Origin of the sequence: Parapedobacter sp., assembly GCF_035556095.1 — a bacterium.
Taxonomy (GTDB): domain Bacteria; phylum Bacteroidota; class Bacteroidia; order Sphingobacteriales; family Sphingobacteriaceae; genus Parapedobacter.
In genome coordinates, this window is sequence record NZ_DATMFT010000012.1 from 1 (window position 1) to 14805 (window position 14805).

Here is a 14805-nt window from a genome sequence, read left to right on the forward strand (position 1 = left end):
GACCGTTTTCTTGACCAGGCGGAGTCCCAGCACACGGGTATAGAAGTCGTAGTTGCGTTTGGCATCGCTTGCAATAGCCGTGATGTGATGGATACCTAAGATGTTGTTGTCCATGATAATGCTCCTTTTTTGTTAGTACAAAGATACAGGGGGCATTGTTCATGCACATTAACCTAGGACAAGAAGTGGAGGTGTTTTCCGCTCCATGCCGCGGAGGCATGGCACTTGGAGCGCACCCAAGTGCCCAAGGTGCTTTGGCTGTGCCGCATTTGTTGTTCCGGCTACGCGCTGGTGCAACGGTGCGAACCCTAGGCCGCCTGCGCTCACGGCCCACCCAGTGGCTGGGTTCTGCTCGGTGTTGCGTACCCTACCGTTTCTGCAACGCACCACCACGGCCTGCACGTCCAATTGCGCCAAGGCCGCTCCTACCTCCGAATTGATAATACTGCAAATGGTCAAATAGAGCTACCACAGACTAGACCCCGATTGTCAAACCCCTATTGCAAGCACGCGCACGGATGCGGCGAAGCCACCCGAAGGTACCACATGAACGCAGAAGGCCTAGCCTGCGGAGGCAGCAACCGGCTGCCAAGCATGCCCCACCCTCATACCAGCGCAGCCACCGTACATCCAGTGAACCGACGAACGAAGGGACGGGGAGGTGTGCGGGCGTGGCTTCGGTTTGCGACGGCGCATGCGGCAACGGGTTGCAACGGCGTAGGCAAGCCTTGATTTTAGTCAAACTTTTGATCAAGCAAAAGTTTGTCGCCTCCGCGGCGAAAGAGCGGTGAAAAGAAAAAATGCCAATTCAGTTTAGCTAGGGTGTCACATTGATAGTGATACGGCGCGTACCGTCGGTAACGGCGGTGATATGGATGTGCACCGCGTCATCGGGCAGCAGATTCGTTATTTTCTCGGGCCATTCAACGAGGCAATACGAACCCGAGTAGAAATAATCTTCATAACCCAGATCAAAAGCTTCCTGTTCCGACTTGATGCGGTAGAAATCGAAGTGATACAATGGTCCGGCAGCGCTATGGTATTCATTGACGATGGCAAATGTAGGGCTTGATGGCGCATCGACCGCACCGAGTTGCCGGCAGATTTCGCTGATGAACGTTGTTTTGCCAGCACCCATGCTGCCATAAAACAGCAAGACGCGCCGATCACCCACAGCGGCCAGCAACCGGCTGGCGGCATCGGGCAATCCTTCCAAGTTTGGAACATCAATAACCATCCGGGCAAAAGTACGGTTTTTGCTACTTGGTGGTGTATGTGGCGAACGGAATAATCATTTCTTCCAGCGAAATGCCCCCGTGCTGGAACGTCTCGTTGAAATAGTTGACGAAATGGTTGTAATTATTGGGATATACAAAATACGCGTCCTCGCGCGCAAAGATGAAACTGGAGCTGACGTGCAGCTTCGGCAGCATGGCGTCGTGCGGATTTTTTACGTGGAACACGTCTTTGGCGATGAAATTGAGGTTCTTGCCCTGTTTATAGCGCAGATTCGTATTGGTGTTTCGGTCGCCGATAACCTTGCTGGCATGCTTTACGCGGATGGTGCCGTGGTCGGTGGTGATGATCAGCCGCACAGGCTTCTGCGAAAGCCACCGCAATGTTTCGAGCAGCGGTGAGTGCTCAAACCAAGAGAGGGTGAGCGACCGGTAGGCAGCCTCATCATTGGCCAGCTCGCGGATCATGGCCATATCGGTACGGGCATGCGAGAGCATGTCGACGAAATTATAGACCAACACATTGAGGTCGTTGCCCATGAGGTTGCTGAGGTTTTCCGTAACGTCGCGGCCCTGTTCGAGCGTTAATACCTTGGTGTACGAATGCTTGCATTCTTTGCGGTACGTACGTTTGATTTGGTCGGCGAGGAACTTGTCTTCATGCAGGTTCTTACCGCCTTCGTCCTCGTCGTTCTGCCACAGTCCGGGATGCTGGCGGTCCATATCGAGCGGCATCAGTCCGCTGAAGATGGCATTACGGGCGTATTGTGTGGCCGTGGGAAGGATACTGTAATAGCTGTCTTCTTCTTCGAGCCTGAAATAGTTGGTGATGACATCATTGATGATGCGCCACTGATCGTACCGCAGGTTGTCTATCAGGAAGAAAAAAGTGGGCCGGTTTTCCTGCAACGTAGGGAACACCTTTTTGCGGAAAAGCTGGTGCGACATCACGGGCCCCGTTTCGGGCTCCTTTATCCACTGGAGGTACTTTTTCTCGATAAACTTGAAAAATTGCATATTGGCTTCCGCTTTCTGCAGGGTAAGCACCTCATGCATACCGGCGTCCTCCAGTTTCTCCAGGGAGAGCTCCCAATAGATAAGTTTCTTATAAACGTCGGCCCATTGCTCATAGTCGAGGTTGTCATTCAGGATCATGCCCAGATTCCGGAAGTCCTGTTGATAGGCCATCGATGTTTTCTCGCTGATCAGCCGTTTGTTTTCCGTGAGCTTCTTGATGGTGAGCAGGATCTGCTTGGGGTTTACGGGCTTGATGAGGTAGTCATCGATCTTGGAGCCGATGGCATCCTCCATGAGGTGTTCCTCCTCATTTTTGGTGACCAGCACCATGGGTACCGCCGGGTTGATGTTTTTCAGTTCGGATAGCGTTTCCAATCCAGTGAGTCCGGGCATGTTCTCATCTAAAAACACCAGATCATAAAACCCCTTCTTAAAGGCATCCACGGCATCGTTGCCGTTGGTAACCGTTTTCACGCCATATCCTTTTTCGTTCAAAAGCATGATGTGGGGCTTTAGCAAATCAATCTCATCGTCTGCCCAAAGTATATTTGTTTCTTGCATGTTGGTTCGTCAATGTATGTGAAGCCTTCCAGTCTTCCCTAGATAGCAATAATAAGCGCGAACTTAGTGAAAAGTTTGCCTGTATCGACATTTTTAACATAAATTAACAGCGAGGTAACGTATCTTTGTTCCCTGTAAATGCGGTTGGCAATAGGCCCTTCCGCAATGGACAACGCGATTGAATAAAAAGAAAATAATAAACGACCCCGTATATGGGTTTATATCCATTCCCTCTGGTTTCATTTTTGACCTGATCCAGCACCCCTATTTCCAACGTTTGCGATACATCAAGCAGGTAAGCATGACGCATCTCGTATACCCGGGCGCGTTGCATACGCGCTTCCAGCACGCGCTGGGTGCCATGCACTTGATGGCGCTTGCGTTGGAAACCCTGCGCGGAAAGGGCATCGCGATCTCAGCCGAGGAAGAGGAAGCGGCACTGGCGGCTATCTTGCTGCACGATATCGGCCATGGGCCGTTTTCACACTCGCTTGAGCATACCCTGGTGGAAGGCGTATCGCACGAGTTGCTCTCCTCGCTCATGATGGATGAACTGAATGAGGCAACGATGGGACGCCTCGATTTGGCGATCGAGATTTTCAATAACCGCTATCCGAGGAGATTTCTCTACCAACTGGTAGCCGGTCAGCTTGATATCGACCGGATGGATTACCTGAGCCGAGATAGCTTTTTTACCGGTGTTGCCGAGGGTGTGATCAGTTTCGATCGCATCATAAAAATGCTTAATGTGATCGACAATGAGCTTGTCGTGGAGCAGAAGGGCATCTATTCGGTCGAGAAGTTTCTCATCGCGCGGCGGCTGATGTATTGGCAGGTATACCTGCATAAAACGGTGATTAGCGCCGAGCAGATGCTGCTTAAAATCTTGCAGCGGGCTAAGGAATTGTATGGCGCCGGCCATTCGCTCTTCGCCACACCAGCGTTGGAACATTTTTTGCGCAATAAGGTAACTCGGCAGAATTTTACCGAAGATGCCCTGCATTTAGTGCATTTTTCGCAGCTCGACGATACAGATATATGGTCTGCCGTAAAAACGTGGGCACACCACAGTGACCGTATTTTGCAGCGGTTGTGCTCGCGGCTCATTGCCCGGTCGTTGTATCACACCGAGCTGCATGCCGTGCTTCCGGAAGAGGGGCAGCTCGTGCAGTTGAGGGCGGAGGCGGTGAATTATTTTGACATTGACGTGGCCGATGTGGATTATTACGTGTGGGTGCAATCGATAGAAAACAGTGCTTATGAACCTAATAATGGGACCATCAGGATATTGATGAAAGATGGCAGTATACAAGATATTGCAGAAGCCTCTGACCTATCTAATTTGGAGACACTCTCGCGGAAAGTACAGAAATTTGCCGTTTCCTTTCCGAAGGAGCTGGTCCATACCCCATTATCAATGCATTGATAGTCAGTAAAAATTGGAATATTACCGTTTAAACTTATACATTTGCAGATGCAATTTTCCGCACATCAAATAGCAACGTTCGTGAACGGTTCCCTTGAAGGGAACCCCGATGTGATGGTAGACCAACTGGCAAAGATCGAGGAAGCATCGACAGGCTCACTCTCTTTTTTGTCTAACCCGAAGTACGAACCATACCTCTATACAACGAAAGCGTCGGTAATCATCGTCAATGACGACCTGAAATTGGAACGCCCCGTATCGGGTACCATCGTGCGCGTGAAAAATGCTTACCTGGCTTTTTCGACCTTGTTGGAACTGTACAACAAGATGCGCTTGGATAAGACCGGGATCGAGGAGCGGGCGTTCATTGATGAAACGGTCAAAATCGGGGAAGAGGTGTACGTGGGTGCATTTGCTTATATAGACCGGGGAGCCGTTATAGGCAATAGGTGTAAAATCTACCCGAATGTTTATATCGGCGATAACGTGAAAATCGGAGACGATACCACCCTGTTTCCGGGTGTAACGGTTTATTTCGATTGCGTGATTGGCGAGCGCGTTATCATCCATTCGGGAACGGTGGTGGGTAGCGATGGCTTTGGCTTTGCCCCCCAGGAAGATGGTTCCTATAATAAGATCAGCCAGATTGGAAACGTAATCATTGAGGATGACGTCGAAATCGGTGCGAATTCGGTAATCGATCGCGCCACGATGGGATCGACCATCATAAGGCAGGGCGTAAAGCTGGATAATTTGATTCAGATTGCGCACAATGTCGAAATTGGCAAACATACGGTGATTGCTGCCCAATCGGGGATTTCTGGGAGCACCAAAATCGGCAAGAACACCGTTATTGGCGGACAGGTGGGCGTAGTGGGGCATATTCGCATTGCCAATGGCAGTCAAATACAGGCACAGTCGGGCGTTAACCGTACCATTGCGGAAGAGGGGAAACGCTGGTCGGGCAGCCCTGCCGCACCCTACAATGCGCAAATGCGCTCGCAGGTGGTGTATTCGCGCCTCCCCGAACTGGAACGCCGACTTGAAGAATTGGAACAACTATTATTAACAAAGGAAGTATCGAAATAAAGTAAGCTTAGGTCCGCCTACTTGCGGATAAGCCAATTGACAGAGATGAACGTAAAACAACGCACAATCAAATCAGAAATTGTGATTTCGGGGGTAGGCCTTCATACCGGCAAGCCTGTGACCATGACCTTAAAACCTGCTCCGGAACATCATTGGTACAAATTTAGACGGATCGACCTCGAAAACCAACCGGTGGTTCTTGTAGATGCCGACAACGTGTCAGACACCTCCCGGGGTACAACGATATCCCAAAATGGAGCCCGTGTAAGTACCATTGAACACCTCATGGCAGCATTGGTAGGCCTGCAGATCGATAATGTGCTCATCGATATCGACGGCCCCGAGGTTCCAATTATGGACGGTAGCTCGGCACCGTTCGTGAAAGCGATCGAAGAAACAGGATATGTGGATCAGAACGCCGATCGTGACTATTACGAAATACCGCATAATATACACCATACCGAACCGGATCGGAAAGTGGAGATGGTTGCCATGCCGCTCGACGGGTACCGGTTTACCTGTATGATTGATTTCAATTCGCCGGTGTTGGGCAGCCAGCATGCGTCCATCAGCAATATTGATGAGTTTTCGAAGGATATCGCATCATCGCGGACCTTCTGTTTCCTCCACGAGTTGGAAATGCTGCTACAGAACAACCTGATCAAAGGGGGCGATTTGAACAATGCGATTGTGGTGGTGGATAGGGAAGTGAGCAAAAATGAACTGCGCCACCTGGCCAAGCTCTTTAACCGCGACGATATCGACGTGGCTAAGGAAGGGATATTGGACAATATCGAACTCCGCCACCAAAACGAACCCGCGCGCCATAAGCTGCTGGACATGATTGGCGACCTCGCATTGGTGGGCAGGCCGATCAAAGGCCATATCATGGCTGCACGGCCGGGGCACGCCGCCAACGTGGCATTTGCTAAGAAAATAAAAGCACAGATCAAGAAGGAAAAAAGCCGTAAATACGCCAAGGTCTACGACCCCAATATGCCGCCGCTGTATGATACGGTCCAGATCATGGACATCTTGCCCCACCGGCAACCGTTCCTGATGATCGATAAGATATTGGAGCTCACCAAAACGCATGTGGTGGGGTTGAAAAACGTGACCATGAACGAGGACCTGTTCATGGGCCATTTCCCAGGCGCACCGGTTTTTCCGGGCGTATTGCAGATTGAGGCAATGGCCCAAACCGGTGGGGTGCTGGTGCTAAGCACCGTGCCCGACCCCGAGAACTACTTGACCTTGTTTTTGAAAATTGAGAATGCACGGTTTAAGGCACAGGTGAACCCGGGCGATACCATCATTTTCCGCTGTGATCTGCTGGAGCCCATCCGGAGGGGAATTGCCCAGATGAAGGGCGTGGGCATGGTTGGCGAAAAAGTGGTGGTAGAAGCCGAACTGATGGCCCAGATCGTTAAAGTTAAAGAGAGCCAAGCGTCATGATACAGCCGTTAGCATACATACATCCACAGGCCAAGATTGCGGGGAACGTAGTGATTGAGCCTTTTGTGACCATCCACAAGGACGTGGTTATCGACGAAGGCACCTGGATTGGCTCTAACGTGACCATCATGGATGGCGCCCGCATCGGTAAGAACTGCCGGATTTTCCCGGGAGCCGTTATTTCGGGCATCCCGCAGGACCTGAAGTTCGATGGCGAAGAAACCACTGCGGAGATCGGTGATAATACCACCATTCGCGAGTGTGTAACCGTAAACCGCGGTACCAAGGATAAATGGAAGACCGTTATTGGAAAAAATTGCCTCATCCAGGCGTATAGCCATATTGCGCACGACTGCATTGTGGGCGACAACTGCATTTTTTCGAATAACAGTACATTGGCCGGGCACATTACCGTAGGCGATTTTGTCGTGTTGGCGGGCATGGTGGCTGTGCATCAGTTTTGCCATGTGGGCTCGCACGCGTTCATCGCCGGTGGCTCGTTGGTACGCAAAGATGTACCTCCCTTTGTGAAGGCCGCGCGTGAGCCACTTGCCTATGTGGGTATCAACTCGGTAGGGTTGCGGCGGCGGGGCTTCTCTTCCAGCCAAATCAACGAAATCCAAGATATTTACCGTGTACTCTTTGTCAAAAACAACAATTTGACCAAGGCATTGGACATTATCGAGGCGGAGTACAAACCAACGGAAATACGTGACGAAATACTCGATTCCATTCGGAACTCCAACCGCGGTGTGATGAAGGGATTCGGTCAAAGCAAGGGTGTGTTGTAAACCATGGAAATTGTGCTGGAAGACATTGGTAGGCGGTTTAACCGGGATTGGGTCTTTCAGCATGTGAACTATCGTTTCACCACCGGGTTGCGTTATGCCGTACTGGGGCCCAACGGCTCGGGGAAATCCACCTTGCTGCAGGTCGTCTCTTCGGCGTTGACACCGTCTGCCGGCCACATTACGTACCAACGTGGGGGGAGCGCTGTTGACCCCGACCGGGTGTACCAATACCTGTCAATCGCGGCACCTTACCTCGAACTGATCGAGGAGTTTACACTCGCCGAGCAAATCCGCTTCCATTTTATGCACAAAGCGTTCCTAAGCGGTTTCGATGCGCTGTCGCTTATGGAGTACATGGGGCTTACGCATGCCCAGGATAAACAACTTCGGCATTTTTCGTCGGGCATGAAACAGCGGGTGAAACTGGGCCTGGCGTGTTGTGCCGATGTGCCCATTGTGCTGCTAGACGAGCCGACATCCAATTTGGATGAAGAAGGTATTGCCTGGTACCTGCAATTGGTGGAGCAAACCTGTGCCGGCCGGCTTTTGCTGGTATGTTCCAATCAGGAACGGGAATATGGCTTTTGCGACCATAGGATAACAATCACGGATTATAAAGCATGACGATGCGATTCAATAAGATGATACTGCCCTGCGCTGCGCTTATGGCCGCGCTACTGGGTACGGCCTACGCAGGCGCATCCAGCCGGGTGGGCAAGGACAGCTTATCGCAAGACAATCAATCGGTAATACGTGCCGATGCGTTGACGGAGCTGGTCTATGATCGGTACGGGGTGGAAGGGTCGCCGTTACTCCGTGAAAACTATCCGGACGACCGCGCTTATCGTGCAGATTACCTGGCCGAGGGAGCCGAGGGGGCATCCAATGCCTATTCGTACTTATGGCCCTTTTCGGGGATGCTCTCGGCAGTCGGTGCCCTTTTCGAGGCGACGGGCGACAAGCGTTACCTCGACATGCTGGATAACCGGATACTGCACGGCTTGGACCGCTACTATGACGATAGCAGACTGCCGGCGGGTTTCGCTTCCTACGTACGAAGTGAGGGCCAGTCCGACCGGTTTTACGACGATAACATCTGGTTGGGCATCGATTTCGCGGAACTTTACCTATCGTCTGGCGAAACGCGGTACCTGGATCGGGCGAAGGTGATCTGGAAGTTCGTAGCAAGTGGCGAAGATGCCGTCCTTGGAGGCGGTATCTATTGGTGCGAGCAGAAAAAAACATCCAAAAATGCCTGCTCAAATGCGCCTGCGGCGGTATTTGCCCTACGGATGTTTGAGGCGACCCAAGACAGTACATACATGGAGGCCGGCAAGCGGTGGTACGATTGGACCAAGCAGCATCTGGAAGACCCGACGGACGGCCTGTATTGGGATAACGTTAACCTCAAGGGCAGGGTAGACAAACGGAAATATCCATATAACAGTGGCCAGATGCTCCAAAGCGCTGCGCTGTTATATCGGTTTACACAGGATAGCAGCTACCTGCGCGATGCGCAGCGTATCGCAGCGAGTGGTTACCAGTATTTTTTCGAGGCGTTCACGTCGGCCGACGGCGAGTCGTTCCGCCTGCTGAAGCGCAGTGATAATTGGTTTATAGCCGTGATGATGCGTGGGTATGTCGAACTGTACGGCATCGACGGCAACGAACGTTATTTAAATGCCTTTCGAGAAAACCTGGATTACGCATGGCGCCACGCCCGTGATTCCGATGGTCTTTTCGGTAAACATTGGGATGGTACAAAACAAGGGTCGCGAAAATGGTTACTCGACCAGGCGGCCATGATAGAGATGCACGCGCGGATGGCCGGCATTGATCGCTGATAGCCGATTCCCGACAGCTGATAACTACCTTCCGAAGTCGTCTTGCACCCGTACGATGTCGTCCTCGTCCGACGGGTTGTCGCTATCCGTGTGTTGCCAGATTTCTGCCAATACCCCCCACTCGTCTAAGCCAACGAGCCGATGGCGTTCACCTTGGTTAAGGCGGATCACGTCGCCCGGATGGAGGAGTTTGAGTTCATGTTCCTCATCGGTATCGCTCGTTACCACGCCCACAACACCCCGTACCACTTGCCAAATTTCCGCACGGCGGTGGTGGTATTGCCACGAGAGGCGCTTGCCCGGTGCGACGACGAGAATCTTAGGGCTCAGCTTCCCCGAAATTTTCAGTTCCTGCACATCGAGGCCATTGAAATACGTGTTGGCAAACTGCTGGGCTTGCGACTCTTCGATAACGAAGAAACCACCCCAAGGCCGCGTTTGGTCCTGTTGTACCACTTGAAAGCCTTGTTCGTTCAATACACCTTCTATTTCGTTGAAGAGCGCTTCCTTTGTTTGGTAAGTCATGGGTTATCTATTACGCAGTTAGTTAATAAGATGCTTTTTTGGGTTGTTCACTGAAATCGCAGCCGCACCCTTTCGAGCAGGCTCGTTTTCCCTTGATCGACTTCCGCGTACGGCGGATTAAAAAAATCACCGACGCCAGGAAGAGGACGCTGATTACAATATACTGAATAGTGATGGTATCCATATTATTTCAACAGTTGGTACGCCACTAGCGCAGCAAGGTACGCAAATCCCGTCATAAATGCCAACTGGATGATGGTCCATTTCCAGGAGTTTGTCTCCTTGCGCACGATGGCAATCGTGCTCATGCACTGCATGGCAAAGGCATAGAATAGGAGCAGCGATATGCCCGAGGCAAAATTGTAGGACGGCTTGCCGGTATGGGGGTTTATTTCGCTCGCCATGCGCTCCCGGATGGTCAACTCATCATCGGTGCCGCCGAGGCTGTATACCGTTGCCATGGTGCTCACAAACACTTCGCGGGCCGCAAACGAGGCGATCAGCCCGATACCCATTTTCCAGTCGTAACCCAACGGCGCGATGGCAGGTTCGATGAACCGCCCCAACGTACCGAGGAATGAATATTCGAGCTTTTGCGATTGGACCTCGTTTTCGAGGTCCTCGGCCGACATGCCCGGGTTTTCCTGTTGCACAACCTGCTCGGCATTTGTAAACCGGTCGCTTACGCCGAAAGAGCCCAGCACCCACAGAACGATGCTGATGGCCAGGATGATTTTACCGGCACCCACCACGAAGCCCATGGTTTTATCCCACACATTCAAGGCTACGTTCCTTAACACCGGGAACCGATAAGTAGGCATTTCCAGGATCAGGAAACTCTTATAGTTCGATTTGAGCCACCACTTGAGCAGCCAAGCACTTCCCAAGGCTGCCAGCAGACCCAATACGTACATACCAAACAAGACGAGCCCCTGCAGGTCCAGCCCGAGCACGCGCTCCTGCGGGATGACCAGGCCGATGATGACAATGTAAATAGGTAGCCGCGCGGAGCAGGTCATAAAAGGGGTTACCAATATGGTAATCAGCCGCTCCTTATCATTTTCGATGGTCCGTGCTGACATGACAGCTGGGATGGCACAGGCGGCGCCCGACATCAAGGGAACAGCACTTTTACCACTCAGTCCGAACGGCTTCAGCCATCGATCCATCAGGTAAACCACCCGGCTCATGTAGCCCGACTCTTCCATCAGCGAAATGAAGATGAATAGGATGGCGATCTGAGGGATGAAGATGACGATGCCGCCGATGCCTGCGATGATGCCATCGGTAAGCAGCCCATTAATAGGCCCCGGGGGCAGCCAGTTGGCCGTGGTGCTGGCCAGCCATGCAAACCCGTTGTCGATGGCATCCATGAACGGGCCCGACCAGGTGTAAATGGCCTGGAAAATAAGCAGTAGTAGCCCAAAGAAAATGACGTACCCCCATACGGCGTGAATGAGCAACTGATCGAGCCGTTGGGTAAAATGTTCCCGTTTTTTCGCGGGATCCTTGACGACATGCAACAGGTCGTTGTCCAGCTTGGCGTGCCTGGCCATCGTCTCCTGGATCTGCAATCGGTGTGGGTTGAGCCCATGCTCGTTGCGTATAGCCTCCAGGGCATGTGCGCCATTGGCCTCGTGGGTGGTTTGGTGCTTTTGTGAGAGCGCTAACCAGGCGAGGTAATCGTTCTCCACGCCCGTCTGGCCCTTCACCTGCTGGATGGCTCCGTGGTATTCATCGGGTATACCGAACGACGGTGCCGTGCCACCCGGCTTAAACGATAGCGCTGCTTTCAAGGCATCAACCCCTTTGCCGGAGCGTGCATCGGTGACGATAACCTTGGTGGCTAACAGGTTTTCCAGTTTTCCGATGTCGATGGAAAGCCCGGCGCGTTCGGCCTCATCGGCCATATTGACCACGAAAATGGCCGGAACACCCATGTCGCGTATTTGTTGGTAAAGGAATACAGCCCGTTTCAGGTTGAACGGGTCGCCGATAACCACCGCCAGCTCCGGATGGTTGGGATTGGCCCTGTTGGTCAATACCTCATATACCACTTGCTCATCCAGCGATGACGGGTGTATACCATAGGCACCCGGCAGGTCGATAACGTGATATTTGGTGGTACCATCGATGAAATTCCCTGTTTTCTTCTCTACCGTGATGCCCGGATAGTTGCCTGTTTTTTGACGTAACCCGGTTAGCTTATTGAACAAAGTAGACTTACCCACGTTGGGATTCCCTACCAACGCGATTTTTGTTTCCGTCATTATGATAAAGGTTCGATGAGGATGAGATCGGCTTCCGTACGCCGCAGTGCGACGCCATTGGGGTTGCCGTGGATGTGCAGGCAAACCGGACCGCTTAATGGCAAACGTTGTTTCATGGTGAAGATAACACCGGGCAATAATCCCATTTCGTAGATTTTGAGGGGGACTTCACCCGGGATGTAACCGACGATGGTCGCCTTCTCTCCCTTCCGTAAGTGACTTATGGTTTTATCTTGGACAATTGTATGCATGGCAATAAATAATCCCCAAATGTAGTAATTTACAATAAATCTAAACAGATTGCGGTGGATTTGCCCGCCGTTTTTCATTACCTTTGGAAGTCGCACTAAAACCGGTGTCCGTAAATGACAGCATTAGACATACAGAATACGGCTTTCGCACAGGCGGTATCTTTTGTAAACCACACCAATCGCACTATTTTTCTGACCGGCAAGGCCGGGACCGGGAAGACGACCTTTTTGAAATATATCCGGCAGCACAGCTATAAGAAGATGGCCGTGGCCGCACCTACAGGCGTTGCGGCAATGAACGCTGGCGGTACCACGCTCCACTCCCTGTTTTGGCTGCCGTTTGGCCTCTATATTGAAGACTATGAACTGGCGTGGAACGATGACGATAGCCATATTTATAACCGTCGTCGCCTATTCGGCAAGGTGAAGCTGACGAAGCAGCGACGTGCGTTGCTGCAGGAGATAGAGCTGCTGGTTATCGATGAGGTATCTATGCTACGGGCAGATACGTTAGACGCCATTGATGCGATTTTAAAGAACGTAAGGCGCGATGCCCGCCCGTTCGGCGGCACCCAGTTGCTTTTTATCGGCGACATGTACCAATTGCCACCGGTGGTGAAGGAGCGGGAGCGTGATCTGATGGCGCAACACTACCCAAGCCCGTTTTTCTTCGATGCCAAGGTGTTGCGCGAACAGCCTCCCGTGCTCCTTGAGCTTAAGAAAATCTACCGGCAGAGCGAGCAGACCTTCATCGATATCCTCAACGATATACGTAATGACTGCTGCACACCACAGCAGCTGGACGTACTCAATAGCTATTATCGGCCTGATTTCGTGCCGCCGGCCACCGAGCCGTATATCACGCTGACCACCCACAATAACCGTGCGGATACCATCAATAAACAGGAATTATCAGCACTTCCCGGCAAACCCGTTGCGCTGGCAGCTAAAGTGGCCAACGATTTTCCCGAAAGCATGTACCCCGCAGAGCTCGAACTGACGCTGAAAGTGGGGGCCCAGGTGATGTTTATCCGTAATGACAGTGGCGATGAGCGGCGTTATTACAATGGCAAGATCGGCTATGTGAAGCACATCGATTCGTCCGGCGACAGCCTGATCGTGGAGTTTAAGGACGACAGTGAGGCCGTTGAAGTGAAGCGGGAGGAGTGGGAAAATATCCGATACAACTACGATAAATCGCGAGATAAAGTGGAGGAAGAAGTGCTGGGTACGTTTGCCCAGTTCCCACTGCGATTGGCCTGGGCCATCACCATCCATAAAAGCCAGGGGCTTACGTTTGACCGTGCCATCATCGATGCAGGTGCTTCGTTTGCTGCGGGACAGGTGTACGTTGCGTTGAGCCGTTTGCGCACCTTGGATGGCTTGGTACTGCATTCGCGGATTCCACCATATAGCATCCGTACGGACCGCCAAGTGGCCGACTTTTCGAACAACACGGTGGCCGAGAATGAAATCGCGCCCCTGCTGGAAGCCTCCCAGCGTAATTACATCGGCCAGCTGCTTCTGCAGGCCTTTAAATGGGACCGCATCGTGGAAGCGGCGAAGGCGCAGCGGATGGATCTGCCTACCCGCAATATTGCCGACCAGGAAGAAGCGATGAAATTTGTCGAAGCGGTATGCTTCGCGTGCGAAGCATTGATGGAAGTGGCCAACAAATTCCGGAACCAGTTGAATAGCTTGCTCAATAAAGGCGAGCAAGCCGATTACCCCGAAATCCATGAGCGTATAATGAAAGCCACGGCGTGGTTTCTGCCCCGGATGGATACCCCGTTGATCGACGCGCTGGAGGCACACATCAGCAGCTGGGCCATCAAAAAAAGAACCAAGAAATACGTTGCGGAGCTAAAGGGGTTGTTGGTGGACTTCAAGCGGAAAAGGGAACAGCTGCGGCAATGTGCCGTTATTACCGAAGCACTGGTAAAAGGAGACGCATTGCAAGACGTCATGATCAAAACGGAAGCGTTGACGACCATTGCCATTGCCCCGGAAGAACTGTCCGCCGCCCCCGCCGCCGGTAAACCTGTCAAGGGTGCAACGAAGCAAATCAGCTTCGACCTTTTCCAAAGTGGCAAAACCATCGAGGAAATCGCTGAAGAGCGGGGGTTAACGAGGGGTACCATCATTGGTCACCTCACCGATTTCATCGGTAAAGGGGTGGCTGCCCATCAGCTAATGGATGCCGACAAGCTGGCCGCTATTCAAGAGGCCCTGCGGGCAAATCCCGAAAAGTCTTCTTCGGCGATCCGGGCGATATTGAAGAATAGTGTGGAATACCATGAGATTCGTATTGCCCAGGCGTCCATTGTCGGCTAGTTTGTGT

General features: G+C 52.1%; 15 protein-coding genes. 8 read left to right on the top strand and 7 right to left on the bottom strand.

The genetic code is table 11. The features are described 5' to 3' along the window. Both VNQ80_RS06110 and VNQ80_RS06115 read right to left on the bottom strand, forming a co-directional pair. Positions 1 to 114, bottom strand: a 114-nt coding sequence (locus VNQ80_RS06110) for a VOC family protein (RefSeq protein WP_325636713.1), incomplete at its 3' end; no start/stop codon positions are given. 54 nt (positions 115 to 168) lie between these two features. Next, on the bottom strand, positions 169 to 459 hold the full coding sequence (locus VNQ80_RS06115; RefSeq protein ID WP_325636576.1) for a hypothetical protein: 291 nt from the start codon (positions 457 to 459) through the stop codon (positions 169 to 171). 41 nt (positions 460 to 500) lie between these two features. Between VNQ80_RS06115 and VNQ80_RS06120 the strand changes: the two genes are divergently transcribed. Next, complete coding sequence (locus tag VNQ80_RS06120; RefSeq protein ID WP_325636577.1) at positions 501 to 791, top strand: hypothetical protein; 291 nt, start codon at positions 501 to 503, stop codon at positions 789 to 791. Positions 792 to 817: 26 nt separating this feature from the next. On the opposite strand, the gene tsaE is transcribed toward VNQ80_RS06120, so the two are convergent. Together tsaE and VNQ80_RS06130 are read right to left on the bottom strand one after the other, a co-directional pair. Then, positions 818 to 1237, bottom strand: coding sequence for a tRNA (adenosine(37)-N6)-threonylcarbamoyltransferase complex ATPase subunit type 1 TsaE (gene tsaE, locus VNQ80_RS06125; RefSeq protein WP_325636578.1), 420 nt, complete (start codon positions 1235 to 1237; stop codon positions 818 to 820). 22 nt (positions 1238 to 1259) lie between these two features. Continuing rightward, positions 1260 to 2813: a PglZ domain-containing protein gene (locus VNQ80_RS06130; protein ID WP_325636579.1), complete on the bottom strand. Its 1554-nt coding sequence runs from the start codon at positions 2811 to 2813 to the stop codon at positions 1260 to 1262. A 178-nt stretch (positions 2814 to 2991) separates the two neighbouring features. On the opposite strand from VNQ80_RS06130, the gene VNQ80_RS06135 reads away from it, so the two are divergent. From VNQ80_RS06135 to VNQ80_RS06160, 6 genes are read left to right on the top strand one after another with little or no spacing between them, the layout of a single operon-like run. After that, positions 2992 to 4239, top strand: coding sequence for an HD domain-containing protein (locus VNQ80_RS06135; protein WP_325636580.1), 1248 nt, complete (start codon positions 2992 to 2994; stop codon positions 4237 to 4239). Positions 4240 to 4287: 48 nt separating this feature from the next. Further along, the gene (lpxD, locus tag VNQ80_RS06140) at positions 4288 to 5328 is read left to right on the top strand and encodes a UDP-3-O-(3-hydroxymyristoyl)glucosamine N-acyltransferase (protein WP_325636581.1); all 1041 of its coding nucleotides are present in this window, start codon (positions 4288 to 4290) and stop codon (positions 5326 to 5328) included. A gap of 45 nt (positions 5329 to 5373) precedes the next feature. Continuing rightward, positions 5374 to 6783 carry a bifunctional UDP-3-O-[3-hydroxymyristoyl] N-acetylglucosamine deacetylase/3-hydroxyacyl-ACP dehydratase gene (locus VNQ80_RS06145; protein WP_325636582.1) on the top strand — a complete coding sequence of 470 codons (1410 nt, stop codon included), beginning with the start codon at positions 5374 to 5376 and terminating at the stop codon, positions 6781 to 6783. Then, positions 6780 to 7574 (top strand): acyl-ACP--UDP-N-acetylglucosamine O-acyltransferase, encoded by a 795-nt coding sequence (gene lpxA / locus VNQ80_RS06150; RefSeq protein WP_325636583.1) that lies wholly within the window; start codon positions 6780 to 6782, stop codon positions 7572 to 7574. Before VNQ80_RS06145 ends, lpxA begins: the two co-directional genes overlap by 4 nt. A 3-nt stretch (positions 7575 to 7577) precedes the next feature. Beyond that, positions 7578 to 8198, top strand: a complete 621-nt coding sequence (locus tag VNQ80_RS06155) for an ABC transporter ATP-binding protein (protein WP_325636584.1) — start codon at positions 7578 to 7580, stop codon at positions 8196 to 8198. Between the two features lie 2 nt (positions 8199 to 8200). Further along, positions 8201 to 9418: a glycoside hydrolase family 76 protein gene (locus VNQ80_RS06160; RefSeq protein ID WP_325636585.1), complete on the top strand. Its 1218-nt coding sequence runs from the start codon at positions 8201 to 8203 to the stop codon at positions 9416 to 9418. A gap of 24 nt (positions 9419 to 9442) precedes the next feature. On the opposite strand, the gene VNQ80_RS06165 is transcribed toward VNQ80_RS06160, so the two are convergent. The 3 genes from VNQ80_RS06165 to VNQ80_RS06175 form a co-directional block, all read right to left on the bottom strand. Then, positions 9443 to 9943, bottom strand: coding sequence for a phosphoheptose isomerase (locus VNQ80_RS06165; protein ID WP_325636586.1), 501 nt, complete (start codon positions 9941 to 9943; stop codon positions 9443 to 9445). A 185-nt stretch (positions 9944 to 10128) separates the two neighbouring features. Then, positions 10129 to 12213, bottom strand: a complete 2085-nt coding sequence (feoB, locus tag VNQ80_RS06170; protein WP_325636587.1) for a ferrous iron transport protein B — start codon at positions 12211 to 12213, stop codon at positions 10129 to 10131. Beyond that, the gene (locus VNQ80_RS06175) at positions 12213 to 12464 is read right to left on the bottom strand and encodes a FeoA family protein (RefSeq protein WP_325636588.1); all 252 of its coding nucleotides are present in this window, start codon (positions 12462 to 12464) and stop codon (positions 12213 to 12215) included. Before VNQ80_RS06175 ends, feoB begins: the two co-directional genes overlap by 1 nt. Positions 12465 to 12578: 114 nt before the next feature. On the opposite strand from VNQ80_RS06175, the gene VNQ80_RS06180 reads away from it, so the two are divergent. Next, entirely contained in the window at positions 12579 to 14798 is a 2220-nt protein-coding gene (locus VNQ80_RS06180; protein ID WP_325636589.1) for a helix-turn-helix domain-containing protein, read from the top strand. Positions 14799 to 14805: the final 7 nt, after the last annotated feature.